The sequence below is a fragment of the Avibacterium paragallinarum genome (genome assembly GCF_900450705.1).
GTDB classification, from domain to species: Bacteria; Pseudomonadota; Gammaproteobacteria; order Enterobacterales; family Pasteurellaceae; genus Avibacterium; species Avibacterium paragallinarum.
Genome location: NZ_UGHK01000002.1, coordinates 1,544,355 through 1,561,391, shown reverse-complemented (window position 1 = coordinate 1,561,391; position 17,037 = coordinate 1,544,355). Strand labels below are relative to the sequence as shown.

The window sequence follows — 17,037 nt, the reverse complement described above, 5'->3', positions numbered from 1 at the left end:
TAAATTTCTCACTACGTTCATTACAAAATGATCTAATTTTGAAAGTGTAAAAGAGAAATGTAACTATTTAATTATTAGCATAATACTGTTTTACATTGCATTAAAGTATTATTTATAGGGTATCTATCTTATTTTTGTACTAAACAAAAATTAAGTATAATTTTAATGTGTTGCTAAGGGGAAAAAGGGTATTTCTTACAAATTACACTAATTTCTTTTGTTTGTATTTCTTGTATGAAAAAACAATGAATCGTTTCTTCATATCGTTAGTTATTGAAAGAAAATATTTTGATAAATAGAAAATAAATTTAGCTTTGTTTTTTATCGTGGTTTGAAGGTAAGTATAAATTTCCACGAAAGAGCATTCTAGAAAGTATTCGATAAGCCTATTATCTTGAGAGGTAATTTCATTCTTGAATTGCTTTTGATAGGTCAATAGATAGGTTTGAGCAAGGGAAAGTTGCTTAATTTTAAGGCTGATGCTATTACCTTCGTGAGTGCTAGATAAAGGATTGAAATGATAAATATAAAACACGTTATCTATAAATGAAAAACTGTTTGTTTCCATTAACATAGCCATATAAATAAGCAAATCTTCGGCAAGAATAAATTTACGATTAATAAAAGCCAATTTTTTGATTGCGGTTTTCAAACAGGTTGCATTGTACAGTTTTCCAGCGGCGGACCAATTTATGATATTTCGATTTTGTAGTAGAGCCGTTAAGAGGGCATTATGTGATTGAATATTGGTGAAATCTGTGATTTCTTGAGAAGAAGTTAAATAAGGTAAGGCTTCTTCTACCCCCCCCCCTATCATTTTTGGAGATTGTAAACAATTTTTTTTTAAATATTGAAACATAACAATATCTGATTTAGGGTGAGAAAATAAAGAAGCTAAGGCATCCTTTGTTAACTCATCATCGGAATCTAAAAAAAGGATATATTCTCCGGTAGCAGCTTCTATACCCGTTTTTCTAGCCCAAAAAGTTCCCATATTCTTAGGATGTTTGAATAATTTTATACGCGGCTCAGATGCCATATAGCTTTCAATAATCGATGAAGTATTATCCGTTGAGCCATCATCTATAAAGATAGCTTCAAAATTCTGGTATGTTTGGTTTAAGCAGGATGTCAATGATACCAAAATATGATGTTCAGCTTGATAAAACGGAATAATAATCGAAAATTTCATTTTGTTTTCCTTAGAGCATATTTATGAATGCTTTTTCTCCTGTACTTTAATTGCTGCGTAAAAAATAATAACTGAAAGAAAATAAAAGGTATTTCCTGAATTATGTGCGAAGAAGCCTTGAGATAAATTATAGCACATTGTGGAAATAATATGTACCGTTCCACATAAAGCTAAACATCGTATTTCTAGGTTAGTTTGTCTTATTAATCGGCACCCAAAATAACTTAGAGGAATAAGAAAAATGGTTAATAACCCAATTAATCCGATGATTCCGCGTTTTGCGGTTTCATCAATAAATTGATTATGGTTATGATAGAATTCTGCAGAATGTTTACTGATAATTCCGTTTTCAGCCAACTTTTCTTTTTTACTTTTTAAGCCTTCATTTCCCCATCCTAAAATAGGTTTTTCTTTAATAGCGATCCAAGCACCTTTCCACATATCAAAGCGATAGCCAAGGGAAGTATCCGAATCATTCTTATAGAAATATCTAGTAATTTGGTCTTGGGTGGTCATTATGCGATCTCTTAAGCGTCCACCATCTGTTAAGTTAAATAGATAACCAGAAATAATAAATACACCTAACATAAGGGGAATAAAATATTTAGGTATAAATTTACGATATATAATCAAGATAAAAGGGATAATAATAGGCAATACAATCCATCCTCCCCTAGCTGTGGATAAAATACTTCCAAATATTCCCATTAGACTACCTAGAAAACAAAATAAGGCTAATAGTTTATGACCTTTACTAAGGCTATATAACATCATACAAATTGAAAATATTCCCAACGACATAGAAATATCGCCACCCTGAATTAATTGAACATGCTTAAATGCTCCCCAATCTCCAAGGTAAAAGCACTGATAACAGGCAACACATCCAGCTAAAATAGCTGACATAGGAATGCTATATAATAATGTCTTAAATCTTAATTTATAATGAATTAATAAAAGCAGTACCGGTAAATAGAGTATGATTCTACTAGGTTTATCTAAATCTTTTAGTTTATCTTGATGTAAAATAACAGTAAGTAATATTATTACGAAATATACTAGATAGCTTAGAACTAATATTTTGTGTTCTTTCTCAGTAAAAAAATCTATTTGTTTTCTCTTTAAAAATACAAATACAATAGCACTAATAATTAATAGTGTGGGTGCAAGGTTATAACTTCTTGAGAAAAGAAGGAATAGCAAAAAATACAAAGCGATAGTGAAATTAATAAATAAATCACCCCAGTTTTTGTTTTTTTCCATAAGTTAACCTATATATTTTAGACACATCAATAAAAATCATATCTTAATAATTATTTAATCTTACTCGGAATGATTCGATCATTGTAGAGTCTGCCTTTTTTAAACCCTCTTGAAAAGTCGTTTTGGCTTCCTCTTTTTCTCCAAGTGCAAATTGAATATCGCCTTTTAATAATAAGACTGAACTGTCCCAGCTACTATTACTTTTAATAGAATTTAAAGTTTGCATCGCATCATTAAATTTTTTTAACTGAAATTGAACTAACGCTAAACGTAATGAAACAAGAGATTGTAATATATCATCATCAGAATTTAGCAGAGCTTGCTTAAGTAGGTTTTCTGCCTGAGAAAAATCTTGATTTTGAACAGAAACCGCCGTGGTATCTAATAAAGTAAATACAGCATAAGCAGTTTTACTATTGCTTTGTACAAATTGTTCTATGTCCTGAATTTTTCCTTTATCCTCTTGGAATTGTTGTACAATTTGTTCATATTGGAGAGAACGTTGCTGGCTCTGTGCGATTTGATGAGATTGCCAATAACGCCAGCCGAATACTCCCGCGAAAGCTAAAACAAAAATGGCGATGACCATTTTACCGTTTTCTTTCCACCAGTTTTTAATTTCGTTCAGTTCTTGTTCTTCTTCAATGGTATAAGCCATAGTTTTTCCTTACTCAAATACAGTTTTTAAAAAATCGATCACGTTGGTTTGTGCGATAGTTTGCTGCTCACCGCCCTGTAAATCTTTCACCACTACTTGTTGGTTTTGCACTTCACTTTCACCAATGACAAGGGCAACTTTCGCTCCTACTTTGTCTGCACGCTTAAATTGTTTTTTGAAATTACCGCCGCTGCAGTGGGTCATTGTGCGTAAGTGCGGTAGGTTTGTACGCAGTTTTTCTGCTAATTGGAACGCGGTCAATGTCGTGCCTTCACCTTGATAAACCAAATAAATATCCACCGCTCTTGGTAAATGAATTTGGCTATTCACTTCTTGAACTAGCAAGATTAAGCGTTCTAACCCCATCGCGAAGCCCACACCTGTTGTGGCGTGTCCACCAAGTTGTTCGACTAAGCTGTCATAACGCCCACCGCCGCACACCGTGCCTTGGGCACCCAGTGCGGTCGTAACCCATTCAAAAACGGTTTTGTTGTAATAATCCAAGCCTCGCACCAGTTTAGGATTAACTTCATAAGCAATCCCCATTTCATCAAGCAAGGTGCAAAGCTGGGCGAAATGCTCGCGACTTTCTTCATCAAGGTAATCTAATAATTTAGGTGCGTCGTTTAGCACTTGTTGCAGGGCTTGATTTTTGCTGTCTAAAATCCGTAATGGATTTTTTTCTAAGCGTTCTTTTTCTTCTTCACTAAGTAAATCAATGTGCTGTTGTAAAAAAGCAACGAGTGCCGAACGATAATTTTTTCGTGCTTCTAAAGAGCCGATAGAATTGAGTTGTAAGCTAACGTGTTGATCGATACCAAGTTCTTTCCACAAGCGAGCCGTTAATAAAATGAGTTCCGCATCAATTTCTGGATTGGCGATCCCAAACACTTCCACGCCTGCCTGATGAAACTGGCGATAACGCCCTTTTTGCGGACGTTCGTGGCGGAACATTGGCCCGAGATACCACAAACGTTGCTCATTATTATAGATCCAGCCGTGTTCAATCGCCGCACGCACACAGCCCGCTGTTCCTTCAGGGCGGAGGGTAAGCTGTTCATCATTATCCCAAAAGGTGTACATTTCTTTAGAAACCACATCGGTAACTTCACCGATAGCACGTGCAAAAAGTGGGGTGCTTTCCACAATCGGCATACGTACTTCAGAATAACCATAACTTTGTAAAACATTACGAACCTTGCTTTCCACCCATTGCCACAACGGGCTTTCAGTTGGAGAACAATCATTCATTCCACGAATTGCTTGAATTGTTTTCGCCACAATATTTTCCTTAAATAATTCGATTTTTTGGATCTTGTTGTGCCACTTTAGCACGAATCTTTGCTTCTAATTGATTGATTAGATCTTCATTATCAAAACGTTCTTTTTGGCGTTCGCCATCAACATAATAACCGCTTTTCTTGTTGCCACCCGTAACACCAAGATCTGATACCAGTGCTTCGCCCGGCCCATTCACCACACAGCCAATAATGGAAACGTCCATTGGAGTGATAATATCTTCAAGGCGTTGTTCAAGGGCGTTCACTGTGCCGATCACATCAAATTCTTGACGGGAACAGGTTGGGCAAGCAATGAAATTAATCCCTCGAGAGCGGATACGCAAGGATTTCAAAATATCAAAGCCCACTTTAATTTCTTCTACAGGATCAGCGGCTAAAGAAACGCGTAAGGTGTCACCAATTCCTTCAGCGAGCAACATTCCAAGCCCCACTGCAGATTTCACCGCCCCCGCTCTTGCACCACCTGCTTCGGTAATGCCTAAATGCAACGGCTGTTTGATCGCTTTTGCCAATAAACGGTAACTTTCTACCGCAAGAAACACATCTGAGGCTTTCACGCTCACTTTAAACTGATCGAAATTAAGCCGATCCAAAATTTCAACGTGGCGTAAGGCACTTTCGAGCAAGGCTTCAGGCGTTGGCTCACCAAATTTTTCTTGAATATCACGCTCCAATGATCCCGCATTAACCCCAATACGAATAGGAATATTCTTATCTTTGGCACAATCCACCACGGCACGAATGCGATCTTCACGCCCAATATTACCGGGATTAATACGCAAACAATCCACGCCGTATTCCGCCACTTTCAAAGCAATACGATAATCAAAATGAATATCCGCCACTAATGGCACATTCACTTGTTGCTTGATTAATTTAAACGCTTCTGCTGCATCCATTGTGGGTACAGAAACCCGCACAATATCCGCCCCAACACGTTCAAGGGCTTTAATTTGTGCCACTGTAGCTTCCACGTCTGTGGTGCGGGTGTTGGTCATAGATTGCACGGCTATCGGCGAGTCGCCCCCCACAGGCACATTGCCGACATAAATTTTTGTCGATTCACGACGTTTAATACTGGGTTTAAATGATGACATTCTGTTACTCTTTGCTTACTGCAATTTAAATTTCGCTACTCGACCATCAACTTTTAATGGATAGTCTTCTCCTTTATAAATGATTTCAACATTGCTTGGAGCACCAATGGTTAAATCATAGATAGTATTTTCATTAAAAATTAACTCATCCCCTTTATTATATAATTTTTGAGCTAATACTTGATGATGCTCGTTTTTTACGCTAATCCAACAATTTGATTCAGTTACTTTAATCTGTAATATTGGGGTATTTGATGCATTAGGACTATTCACTATCTTTTCATTATTTAAAATTTCTTTATGAGCGGTTGGTATCTCTGCAATTTTAGTACTAACGATGGATTCCACATCAGGTTTGGAAGATAAAATAACTTCATTGGAATGTTTATTTTCCTCAATATCGTCGATAGCTAGTTGTTTTACAGCTTGAGCTTCTTCTATTGTTTCTAATTTAGGAAGCTCAGGTACTTTGCTTTCTAATTTGACGGATGTATTTTTTTGATTCCCAACATATTCTTGCACTAAATGATCACGTTCAATATTTGATTTTTGATAATTTTCCCACCACCAGAGTACACTTAAAATCAGCAGAATAGCTGCAATAATAAAGGAAATACAAGTTATTGAATAATTGTGTGAATTATGCTGATTTATTGCTTTATTTGCTCTTGCTCCTCGAGATAAATCATTTACTGTCGTTTCAGCAAGAGAAGCAATAACAGGTTCCCAAGTTTCTGAAGGTAAACGTAAAAATTTTGCGTAATTACGAATATATCCTTTCATATAAGTCGCTGAAATAGTACGATGGGTAAATTCATCATTTTCAAGACATTGTAAAATCGAAAGACGTAAATTGATCTGTTTAGATACTTCTTCCAAAGATAAATTCAACGCATTTCTAGAGTGAAAAAATAATTTTCCTAAACTTGGTTGGTTAATCTCTTTATCCTCATTTAAGGTGGTCATAATAAATTCTCTTCAGGCATTCAGTGCTAAAATAAAAGCTACATTTTTATCATGATTCTATATGTTAAAAATCCTTTAAAGTTTAAAGTTGTCTACACCTTTTTGCAACTATTTATCAGGAAAATCTTTGATGTAAAAAGACAAAATTGAAGATAACTATTTATAATATTAGGGTGATATACTTGGGACAACGAGTGATGAGGTAAGTCCGTTATTAAGGAATAATGATATGATAGTTCCAATCACTTCAACTACCTACATAATAGGGGAGTAATCGATGCCTTTATCATTAATAGCTAATATTCCTTTACTTACAGTTGTTATTTTTCTTGCTATTGCGGTGTTCTGTTTTATTCGTAACAAAATCCGAATGGACGTCATCGCCCTGTTGGTCATGCTCGCTTTCTGTGTGAGTGGGATCTTGAGCGTGCAGGAAGTCTTTGCAGGCTTCAGCGATCCGAATATTATTTTGATTGCCTTGCTGTTTATTGTGGGGGAAGCCTTGGTGCGCACGGGCGTGGCGTATCAAGTGAGTGAATGGCTGATGAAAGCGGCGAAAAATAGCGAAACCCGTGTGCTGATTTTGGTGATGCTAGCGGTAACGGGTTTGGGATCCTTTATGAGTTCCGTAGGGATTGTGGCGATTTTTATTCCTGTGGTATTGGTGATTTGCCGCCAAATGCACATTTCGCCAAGACGTCTGATGATGCCGTTGAGTATGGCTGGGCTAATCAGCGGTATGATGACCTTAATCGCCACTGCGCCAAACTTGGTGATTAACGCGGAATTAATCAATCTCACTAAACAGCGTTTTGATTTCTTTTCTTTCACGCCTATTGGTATTGTGATTTTGTTACTGGGCATTGTCTATATGTTGGTGGCTCGCCGCTGGTTAGGGCAAGCGGAAAATGAACAAAGCGAGAGCGTGAATCGTCATTCCATTCAAGATCTGATTGAAGATTATCAATTACAAGCACGCACCAAACGCTTTGTGGTGCGAGCAGGATCGGATTTTATCGGACAGCCCTTGGAAGCCTTGCATCTGCGTTCTAATTATGCCTTGAACGTGCTGGCAATTGAGCGTTGGAAGCGTTTTCGCCCAAGATTTCTGGCGGAGTCTTTAGGGAAAATTGAAATTCGTGAAAAAGATATTCTGCTGATTGATTGTGCTGATCCTGAATTAGAGATTAATGCATTTTGCCAACAACATCAGCTTGAGCCAACGGAATTGCGTCCTTACCACTTTGAGCAACAAGCCAAGTTTATGGGAATGGTGGAAATCACGCCAATTCCTGAAGGGGATTATCTCGGCAAAACAGTGGCAGAAATTGGCTTTCGTTCACGTTTTGGGTTAAATGTGGTGGGCATTAAGCGTAATAATGAGATTTTGACAGGGAGTTTGATTGAACAGCCATTAAAGATTGGCGATTTGCTGTTGGTGGTGGGATCGTGGAAATTGATCCAAGCAATGCGTAATAAAACAAAAGCCTTTTTCGTACTCGATTATCCTGCGGAAATTGAACGTGCTGCGCCCGCGCAAAGCCAAGCGCCTTATGCCATTTTGTCCATTGTAACGATGGTGGCATTAATGGTAACAGGCGTTGTGCCGAACGTGGTTGCTGCACTAATCGCCTGTTTAATGCTAGCGAAATTCCGCTGTGTTGATGCGAAAAGTGCTTATGCGTCCATTCATTGGTCGAGCTTAATTTTAATTGTGGGAATGATGCCATTTTCCACCGCACTACAAAAAACAGGCGGGATTAATTTAATCGTAGAATTTATGATTAACACCGTAGGGGGAATGGGTAAACATTGGATTTTAATCAGCTTGTTTACCCTGACTGCGGTGATTGGCTTATTTATTTCTAACACCGCCACTGCGATTTTAATGGCACCCATAGCCATCACAATGGCACAGCATTTGCAGCTTTCCCCATTGCCTTTCGCAATGGCGGTGGCGATTGCTTCGTCCGCCGCTTTTATGACGCCGATTTCTTCGCCAGTAAACACAATGGTACTGGGCGCAGGGAATTATAAATTTGGCGATTTCGTCAAAATTGGCGTGCCTTTTACTTTACTGGTTATGTTGGCAACGGTGTTTCTTGTTCCAGTATTCTTTCCGTTTAAATAAGGAGAAATAATGAGTATTTACGATTTAAAACCGAAGTTTCAAAATTTACTGCGTCCAACGGTGGTGAAGTTAGAACGCAAAGGCGTTACGGCGAACCAAGTTACACTTGCCGCTTGTGGAATTTCAGTTATTTTAGGCTTATTTTTGACCGCACTTTCTGCGGTGCATTGGCTGTTTATTTTAATTCCTATTTGGCTTTTTGTGCGAATGGCGCTTAATGCCATTGACGGAATGTTAGCGCGAGAATTTCAGCAAAAATCGCGTTTAGGCGGTTATCTTAATGAAATTACCGATATGGTTTCTGATGCGGCGTTGTATCTGCCTTTTGCTTTTATTGCCCCTTTTGATCCCCTTGTTATCGGGCTGATTATTTGGCTCGCCGCCTTAACGGAGTTTTGTGGCGTGTTAGGGCAAGTGCAAGGGCAAGGGCAAACACGCCGTTATGACGGGCCTTTTGGTAAAAGTGATCGTGCCCTTTTGTTTGGATTCTTTGGGCTACTTTATACCTTTATGCCGATTTTGCCGAGTTGCTTTTATGGACTGGCTTGGTCTGTGGTGTTGATGCTAATGTTGACTTGCGTGAAACGCGTGAAGTCAGGGCTGGCGGAAAGCAAGGCTTTAGATCAGAATGTTGAAAATCACGCAGAAAACCGCACAGACAATGAAAGTGCGGTGTAATTTTCCGCAGAAAATGCTACGCAACAAAAATCAGAGGAGAATGAAAATGCTCGCTAAACTGGTTGATTTTCTTTTATGTCGTTTTACCTCTTTTATTACCGGTGTTCGTCCGGCGAAAAATATCGCCCTGCTTTCCGCAGATAAGCCAAGGCTTTATTACGCCAATCACAACAGCCACGGAGATTTTATTTTATTCTGGGTGTCTTTGCCTTATGAAGTGCGTAAGAAAACCCGTCCTGTGGCAGGTGCGGATTATTGGACGAAAGGCAAAATTCGCCGTTTTCTTGCGGAAAAAGTGTTTAATATGCTGCTGATCGAGCGCGGCGGCAATGATCCTAAAGTCGTAACAGAACAAATTAGCCAAGCGCTACAAGAAAATTCGTTGATTATTTTCCCCGAAGGCACAAGAAAAACCAATGATGATCTTGCCCTCCAGCCCTTTAAAAGTGGTTTATATTATTTAGCCAAAGCCAATCCTAATGTGGATCTTGTGCCAGTTTGGATCAGCAATACTCATAATTTATTGCCGAAAGGCTTTATTCTGCCAATTCCCTTGCTGTGTGATCTATATTTGGGCGAGCCGATTCATTGGCAGCCGCAAGAAGATAAAACGCAATTTCTAGTGCGAGCAGAGCAGGCCTTGCTTAATCTTAATCCGAAACATCAAGGAGCATAAAATGGAAATGTGGAATTTATTTTGGGGATTAATTTGCACCTTGCTATTGGCATCGGGCATTGGTTATGCACTGAAATGGAAAGTAGGTTTTTCCACGCCCCATTCGGTGATAGACAACCTAAACGCACGCATTAATGCGTGGTGGGTGATGATTTTAATTATTTTCGCCGCTGCCTATCTCGGTTTTTATAGCGTATTGGGCTTATTTTTTATCGTTTCTTTTATGGCGTTACGGGAATTTTTATCGCTGATTGAAATTCGCCGTGGCGATCATCTCGCGTTAGTGGCCTGCTTTTATTTCATATTGCCTTTGCAATATTATTTTGTCGCGGTGGATTGGTTTAGTATGTTCAGCATTTTCATTCCTGTTTATGCGTTCCTATTTTTACCGATTTTATCCGCATTGCTAGGCGACACGGCACATTTTTTAGATCGTTCAAGCAAAGTGCAATGGGCGGTGATGATAGCCGTATTCTGTATTTCGCATATTCCTGCCATTCTCACCCTAAATATTGCAGGATTTGAAGGCAAAAGTTTATTATTAATGATCTTTTTGATCCTTATTGTGCAGGCAAGTGATGTGTTGCAATATGTATGGGGAAAATTATTCGGTAAACATAAAATTGCGCCAACTTTATCTCCGTCCAAAACCGTAGAAGGTTTTGTCGGCGGTGTGCTGAGTGCTTCAGCGTTAGGCGGATTGCTTTCTTGGTTAACGCCATTTAGCGCCGTACAAGCTACCTTAATTAGCTTGGTTATTTGTTTAATGGGCTTTTTAGGTGGGCTGGTGATGTCAGCAATGAAACGCAGTATGGGCGTGAAAGATTGGGGCAATATGATAAGTGGACACGGTGGAATGTTAGATCGTATGGATAGCCTATGCTTTGCCGCACCGATTTTCTTCCATATTGTGAGATATTATTGGATTTAATAAAAAACAGAGGAAAAAATGACCGCACTTTTAAAAATTGGCTTAGTTTCCGTATCGGATCGTGCCTCGCAAGGCGTGTATGAAGATCAAGGTATCCCCGAATTACAAAAATGGCTGGAGCAAGCCTTGGTTGATCCTTTTGAAGTGGAAAGCCGTTTAATCCCCGATGAACAGCCGATCATTGAGCAAACCTTGTGCGAATTAGTGGACGTTCATCATTGCCATCTTGTTTTAACTACAGGTGGCACGGGGCCAGCCAAGCGTGATGTCACCCCTGATGCCACCCTTGCTGTGGCAGATCGAGAAATGCCAGGTTTTGGTGAACAAATGCGTCAAGTGAGTTTGCATTTTGTGCCAACAGCGATTTTATCGCGTCAAGTGGGGGTTATCCGCAAAAATAGTCTAATTTTAAACTTACCAGGGCAACCAAAGGCGATCAAAGAAACCCTTGAGGGGGTGAAAGACGAGCAAGGCAAGGTGCTGGTGAAAGGCATTTTTGCCGCCGTGCCTTATTGCCTACAACTGATTGACGGCATTTATATTGACACCAACCCCGAAATTATCGCCAGTTTCCGACCGAAATCGGCAAGACGCTAACCCAAATGCTAACTAAGCGAGGTAAAAAATGAAAAAAATCGAAGCCATTATTAAACCCTTCAAACTTGATGATGTGCGTGAATCCCTGTCAGACATCGGCATCACGGGAATGACCGTTACCGAAGTGCGTGGCTTTGGTCGTCAAAAAGGGCATACGGAACTTTATCGCGGAGCGGAATATATGGTGGATTTCCTGCCAAAAGTCAAAATGGAAATTGTGATACCTGATGAGCTGGTGGAGCAATGTATTCAAGCCATTATGGACGCAGCTCAAACGGGCAAAATCGGCGATGGAAAAATCTTCGTTTATGATGTGGAACGCGTGATCCGAATCCGCACAGGCGAAGAAAACGAGGAAGCAGTTTAAGAATGGATAAACGTTTATCGCTAAGCCAATTATTAATGGCAATGTCTGCCCTTGTGATTATCTTCGCAGGGGTGAAACTTGCCAGCGAAATTGTCGTCCCGTTCCTACTTTCCTTGTTCATTGCCATTATTTGCTCGCCTGTGGTGAAGTTTATGACAGAGCGTAAACTTCACCATTGGCTCGCTCTCACCTTGCTCTTTTTGATGATCCTGACGGTGTTTTTCTTCCTCGCCAGCCTCATTAATAGCACCGCACGGGAATTTACCCAGTCGATCCCGCAATATCGCCTATTGCTTTCGCAACGCTTAAATGATCTTGCCGCGATCACACAGGGCTTGCATTTACCGCTGGACAATCTGCGTCAGCAAATTATGCAACATTTTGATCCCGCAATGATAATGAATGTCGCCAGTGGGTTTTTGCTCAGCTTTTCGGGCGTGGTAACCAACGTTTTCGTACTGTTTCTAGTGGTGCTGTTTATGCTGTTAGAAGCCCCAACGGCAAAGCATAAATTCGCCGTTACATTCAGCAAACCGAACCAAGTGGCACAGTACGAGGGCTACATCGACCGCATTTTGCAAGGGGTGATGGATTATCTCGGCGTGAAAACCCTTACCAGCCTTTTGACAGGCTTTGGCGTGTTCATTCTGCTGAAAATTTTCGGCGTACAATACGCAATTTTATGGGCAACGCTTAGCTTTTTGTTGAATTATGTGCCAAATATCGGCTCAATTATCGCCGCCATTCCCATTATTGTCCAAGCCTTATTGCTGAATGGCTTTTTCACCGGCATAGGCGTAACCGTTGGGGTTATCAGCCTAAATATGATTATCGGCAACGTGCTAGAACCTAAAATGATGGGCAAAACCCTCGGGCTTTCCACCCTCGTGGTGTTCCTCTCTCTCTTATTTTGGGGCTGGTTGCTCGGCTCGGTGGGAATGTTCCTCTCCGTTCCTCTTACAATGGTACTCAAAATCGCCCTTGAAGCCAGCCCGGATACGGTGAAGTATGCCGCATTGCTTGGTGAAATCCAACAAACTAAAGAGCAAATATAGTTGCTTTTATTAAAAAACATAGCAGAAAAAAGTGGTAAGTTTTTTTATGAAATTTGTATAAGAATGAGTTTTAACTTTTCTAAAGTTAGTATGAAATGAAAAATAGGCGAATATTGAATTCGCCTTTTTATTATATTGTTTTATGTAAGTTAATCACCAGTGAGAAACTTTCAAAAATCCTACCGCACTTTGTTTTTTTGAATCTTATGTGTTTTCTAAAATTTTTGCGATCGCTATCGCAAAGAAAGTGCGGTGGTTTTTTCTTTTATTTTTCTTTTAGCTAAAATGGCATTCAAATTAGGTTGAAATTGCTGGCTTAATCAAGCATAACTCTGTATAATCGCAACGCATTTTTTTAGCGGTAGAAATTTTTAATTTATAGTGTATTAGCTTTTACAAGCAAGATAAAAAACAGCTATATCAGTGCCGTAATGTGTAATAACGAGGCTTTATGTTACAACAAAATACAATCCAGCAAGAGGGCGTGGTGCCTTCAACAGAACCTAAGAAAAAAGTAAATCTAATGAATTTAACACGCCAGCAGATGCGTGAGTTTTTCCAAGAATTGGGAGAGAAACCCTTTCGAGCGGATCAATTAGTCAAATGGATTTACCATTTTGGTGAAGATAACTTTGACAATATGACCAATATTAACAAAAAGTTACGCGAAAAATTAAAAGCGGTGGCGGAGATCAAAGCCCCTGAAGTGGCAGTGGAACAGCGGTCTGCAGATGGTACGATTAAATGGGCAATGCAAGTGGGCGATCAGCAGGTGGAAACGGTGTATATTCCTGAAGCGGATCGGGCGACTTTGTGCGTGTCTTCTCAAGTGGGCTGTGCCTTGGCTTGCACATTCTGTTCTACCGCCCAGCAAGGATTTAACCGTAATTTAACTGTTGCTGAAATTATCGGGCAAGTGTGGCGAGCGTCAAAAATTATTGGTAATTTTGGCGTAACGGGCGTGCGACCGATTACCAATGTGGTGATGATGGGAATGGGCGAGCCATTGTTAAACGTGGCAAACGTTGTGCCGGCAATGGAAATTATGCTTGATGATTTTGCTTATGGGCTGTCTAAACGCCGTGTTACCCTTTCCACCTCAGGTGTTGTGCCTGCGTTGGACAAACTGAGTGAAATGATCGATGTGGCATTGGCGATTTCGTTGCACGCCCCTAACGATGAATTGCGTGATGAAATCGTGCCGCTAAATAAGAAATACAACATTAAGATGTTGATGGATTCGGTAAACCGTTATTTATCCGTTTCCAACGCCAATCACGGCAAGGTTACGATTGAATATGTGATGTTAGATCACGTCAATGACAGCGTAGAACACGCACATCAATTGGCTGAGGTGTTAAAAAATACCCCTTGTAAGATCAACCTGATCCCGTGGAATCCGTTCCCTGAAGCCCCTTATGCGAAGAGTTCAAATACACGAATTGATCGCTTCCAAAAAACGTTGATGGAATATGGTTTTACCGTGATTGTGCGTAAAACCCGAGGTGATGATATTGATGCTGCCTGCGGACAGCTTGCAGGCGATGTGATTGACCGCACTAAACGCACGGCACAGAAAAAGCGTTTTGGACAATCCATTAATGCAGTAGAAGTTCACTAGAACCCGAGCAATCAAAAAATAAGGAGAGAAAAAATGAAAATTTATCAATGTATCTTAAGCATTCTTTTTTCTCTCTTTCTCGTAGCCTGTGTTTCCACTCCCTTAAATAAGCAAGACTTTGATAAGCAGCAAGCCGCAAAGGCGAGAGTGGAGCTTGGCATTGGCTATCTTGAGCAAAATGAACTTGGGCTGGCGAAGCAAAATTTAGATAAAGCCTTGGCTTATGCCCCGAATTATTATTTAGTGCATTCAGCGTTGGCATATTTTTATCAGCTTCAAGGGGAGAATACTCGTGCGGAAAATGCGTATTTGAAAGCCCTAAAACTCGACGATAAACAAGGCGATGTATTTAATAATTATGCCGTCTTTTTGTGCAAACAAGGACAATTCGAACAGGCTTATCTACGATTTGAACAAGCTCTCGCCACACCTAATTATTATCAGCAAGCGGATACTTACGAGAATATTGTACTTTGTGCGTTAGCGGAGAAAAATGCAATACGTTATGAAAAATATAAAGGCTTGCTGGAGAAACTAGATCCTAAAAGAAATCAAAAGACAAATGTTATTCATTAAATACCTTATTTTAAAATAGTATAGGTATTTCTCTAAGATTGGTTAAATTTTGCGATCTTTCTCGCAAAACTAAAATAAAAGAATATATTCAATTCAACGACGATTTTAAGATATAGTCAAATTTGTTCAAGGCTTAAAATATCGATGATAACCAATGAGATGTTACTCCGTTTGCTCCAAATTCCTAAACTTGGAGCAAATACTATTCAAAAAATACTGGGTGAAATTAGTCTTACACAGCTTTTAGATTATGATGAATACGCGTTTAAACAGATTGGTTGGTCAGAAAAGCAAATTCAACGTTGGTTTTACCCAGAACGAAAATTCATCGACCCAGCATTAGAATGGGCGGAAAGTGCGGGTAATTTTTTGCTTAATTTTACCGATGAAGATTACCCTTATTTGCTGAAGCAAATTCCCTCCGCCCCGCCGATTTTATTTTTGCAAGGAAATTTGACCGCACTTTCTCAACCACAAATTGCAATAGTAGGTAGCCGTTATTGCTCGAATTATGGGGAATATTGGGCGAAGTATTTTGCTTCAGAGCTGAGTCTTGCGGGCTTTGCGATAACCAGTGGGCTAGCTTTAGGGATCGACGGATTTTGTCATCAAGCTGTGGTGGATATTCAAGGGCAAACGCTGGCAGTGCTTGGAAGTGGGTTGGATAAGGTGTATCCTGCAAAACATCGCCGTTTGGCTGAGCAAATTATTGAGCATAACGGCACATTGATTTCCGAATTTCTCCCCGCACAACCGCCCGTTGCGGAGAATTTCCCACGTCGAAACCGTATTATTAGCGGGCTTTCGCTTGGCACGCTAATTATTGAAGCCACCGAGCGGAGCGGTTCACTCATTACGGCTCGTTATGCGTTGGAGCAAAACCGTGAGATCTTTGCCTTGCCGGGCAATATTCAAAATGGCTTTAGTGAGGGCTGTCATAAGCTCATCAAGCAAGGGGCGACATTAGTGGAGAGCGTGACGGATATTTTAGAAAATATCCCACATTATCAGTATGTTACGCCGAATTATACCGAACAAAAATCGCCATCGTCGGCGAACGAGCTGCTAACTTCAGAGCCACCAAGTTATCCCGAACTTTACGCTCAATTAAGCCACATTCCCATTAGCCTTGATGAACTTTCAGCCCGTTTGTCATTGCCGATTGATGTCTTATTAACCCAATTATTAAGTTTAGAATTGCAACAATTAGCGGTTTGTGAAAATGGGCTGTATCGGCGAAGTTAGCGTTCGCTTTGCTGATATAAGCAATAACTCACTTGCCCTGTGGCCTTTTCTTTTAATAATTGCCAATGGGCGGGTATCGTCAGGGTTTTATTTTTTTCCGTTTCCACATAAATTAACGCCTCTGGCTTGAGCCAGTGATATTGCACCAACACGTCAATGGCTTGCTGTGCCAAATCAAAATGAAAGGGCGGATCGAGAAAAACCAAATCAAATTGGGGGCTAGGTGGCATTTGTTGCAAATATTGCAAACTATTTTGATTAATCACTTGCCCTTGCAGCGGTGAACATTTTAATTGTTGCAGATTTTTGCTTAGCTGGTTTGCTACCTGCTTATTTAGCTCTAAAAAAATCACCTGATTTGCTTGACGTGAAAGAGCCTCCAGCCCGAGCGAACCACTGCCCGCAAAGCAATCTAAACAATTTGCCCCCACAATATAGGGCATTAGCCAGTTGAACAGGGTTTCTTTCACGCGATCGCCCGTTGGTCGTAAGCCCTCAGCATTCAAAACGGGTAATTTTCGACCACGCCAAAGCCCCGCAATAATGCGGACTTCGCCTTTTGCTAATGACACATTGCTTGTGCGTTGCGTTGGATTTTTTTTCATAGGGATTTGCCAAATTATGATAGACTATGCAAACTTTTCACTGAACATTATGCCGTGTTTTCAGCCGATTTTATCAGT

General features: G+C 40.0%; 17 protein-coding genes. 10 read left to right on the top strand and 7 right to left on the bottom strand.

Annotation, left to right across the window (positions count from 1 at the left end; genetic code table 11):
• Nucleotides 1–202: 202 nt before the first annotated feature.
• From DXZ23_RS12600 to DXZ23_RS12575, 6 genes are read right to left on the bottom strand one after another with little or no spacing between them, the layout of a single operon-like run.
• The gene (locus tag DXZ23_RS12600) at nucleotides 203–1,192 is read right to left on the bottom strand and encodes a glycosyltransferase family 2 protein (protein ID WP_017805288.1); all 990 of its coding nucleotides are present in this window, start codon (nucleotides 1,190–1,192) and stop codon (nucleotides 203–205) included.
• 21 nt (nucleotides 1,193–1,213) lie between these two features.
• On the bottom strand, nucleotides 1,214–2,455 hold the full coding sequence (locus DXZ23_RS12595) for an O-antigen ligase family protein (protein ID WP_017805289.1): 1,242 nt from the start codon (nucleotides 2,453–2,455) through the stop codon (nucleotides 1,214–1,216).
• A gap of 43 nt (nucleotides 2,456–2,498) precedes the next feature.
• Complete coding sequence (locus DXZ23_RS12590; RefSeq protein ID WP_017805290.1) at nucleotides 2,499–3,113, bottom strand: YfgM family protein; 615 nt, start codon at nucleotides 3,111–3,113, stop codon at nucleotides 2,499–2,501.
• Nucleotides 3,114–3,122: 9 nt separating this feature from the next.
• Nucleotides 3,123–4,394: a histidine--tRNA ligase gene (gene hisS, locus DXZ23_RS12585; RefSeq protein ID WP_017805291.1), complete on the bottom strand. Its 1,272-nt coding sequence runs from the start codon at nucleotides 4,392–4,394 to the stop codon at nucleotides 3,123–3,125.
• A 10-nt stretch (nucleotides 4,395–4,404) separates the two neighbouring features.
• On the bottom strand, nucleotides 4,405–5,511 hold the full coding sequence (gene ispG, locus DXZ23_RS12580) for a flavodoxin-dependent (E)-4-hydroxy-3-methylbut-2-enyl-diphosphate synthase (RefSeq protein WP_017805292.1): 1,107 nt from the start codon (nucleotides 5,509–5,511) through the stop codon (nucleotides 4,405–4,407).
• A 15-nt stretch (nucleotides 5,512–5,526) separates the two neighbouring features.
• A complete protein-coding gene (locus DXZ23_RS12575) occupies nucleotides 5,527–6,477 on the bottom strand; it encodes a RodZ domain-containing protein (protein ID WP_017805293.1) in 951 nt (316 codons plus the stop codon).
• Nucleotides 6,478–6,754: 277 nt separating this feature from the next.
• Between DXZ23_RS12575 and DXZ23_RS12570 the strand changes: the two genes are divergently transcribed.
• From DXZ23_RS12570 to dprA, 10 genes are all read left to right on the top strand, one after another.
• On the top strand, nucleotides 6,755–8,608 hold the full coding sequence (locus DXZ23_RS12570; protein WP_017805294.1) for an SLC13 family permease: 1,854 nt from the start codon (nucleotides 6,755–6,757) through the stop codon (nucleotides 8,606–8,608).
• Nucleotides 8,609–8,617: 9 nt separating this feature from the next.
• Entirely contained in the window at nucleotides 8,618–9,286 is a 669-nt protein-coding gene (locus DXZ23_RS12565) for a CDP-alcohol phosphatidyltransferase family protein (protein WP_017805295.1), read from the top strand.
• Between the two features lie 46 nt (nucleotides 9,287–9,332).
• Nucleotides 9,333–9,962 carry a lysophospholipid acyltransferase family protein gene (locus DXZ23_RS12560; protein WP_017805296.1) on the top strand — a complete coding sequence of 210 codons (630 nt, stop codon included), beginning with the start codon at nucleotides 9,333–9,335 and terminating at the stop codon, nucleotides 9,960–9,962.
• Between the two features lies 1 nt (nucleotide 9,963).
• Complete coding sequence (locus tag DXZ23_RS12555) at nucleotides 9,964–10,893, top strand: phosphatidate cytidylyltransferase (protein WP_017805297.1); 930 nt, start codon at nucleotides 9,964–9,966, stop codon at nucleotides 10,891–10,893.
• 18 nt (nucleotides 10,894–10,911) lie between these two features.
• On the top strand, nucleotides 10,912–11,490 hold the full coding sequence (mog, locus tag DXZ23_RS12550) for a molybdopterin adenylyltransferase (RefSeq protein ID WP_017805298.1): 579 nt from the start codon (nucleotides 10,912–10,914) through the stop codon (nucleotides 11,488–11,490).
• A gap of 28 nt (nucleotides 11,491–11,518) precedes the next feature.
• Complete coding sequence (glnB, locus tag DXZ23_RS12545; RefSeq protein WP_017805299.1) at nucleotides 11,519–11,857, top strand: nitrogen regulatory protein P-II; 339 nt, start codon at nucleotides 11,519–11,521, stop codon at nucleotides 11,855–11,857.
• Between the two features lie 2 nt (nucleotides 11,858–11,859).
• Nucleotides 11,860–12,912: an AI-2E family transporter gene (locus tag DXZ23_RS12540; protein WP_017805300.1), complete on the top strand. Its 1,053-nt coding sequence runs from the start codon at nucleotides 11,860–11,862 to the stop codon at nucleotides 12,910–12,912.
• 451 nt (nucleotides 12,913–13,363) lie between these two features.
• Entirely contained in the window at nucleotides 13,364–14,533 is a 1,170-nt protein-coding gene (gene rlmN / locus DXZ23_RS12535) for a dual-specificity RNA methyltransferase RlmN (protein ID WP_017805301.1), read from the top strand.
• 33 nt (nucleotides 14,534–14,566) lie between these two features.
• Complete coding sequence (pilW, locus tag DXZ23_RS12530; protein WP_017805302.1) at nucleotides 14,567–15,109, top strand: type IV pilus biogenesis/stability protein PilW; 543 nt, start codon at nucleotides 14,567–14,569, stop codon at nucleotides 15,107–15,109.
• 144 nt (nucleotides 15,110–15,253) lie between these two features.
• A complete protein-coding gene (dprA, locus tag DXZ23_RS12525; protein ID WP_017805303.1) occupies nucleotides 15,254–16,354 on the top strand; it encodes a DNA-processing protein DprA in 1,101 nt (366 codons plus the stop codon).
• On the opposite strand, the gene rsmD is transcribed toward dprA, so the two are convergent.
• Nucleotides 16,351–16,959, bottom strand: coding sequence for a 16S rRNA (guanine(966)-N(2))-methyltransferase RsmD (gene rsmD / locus DXZ23_RS12520; RefSeq protein WP_017805304.1), 609 nt, complete (start codon nucleotides 16,957–16,959; stop codon nucleotides 16,351–16,353). The genes dprA and rsmD overlap by 4 nt on opposite strands.
• Between the last annotated feature and the right edge of the window lie 78 nt (nucleotides 16,960–17,037).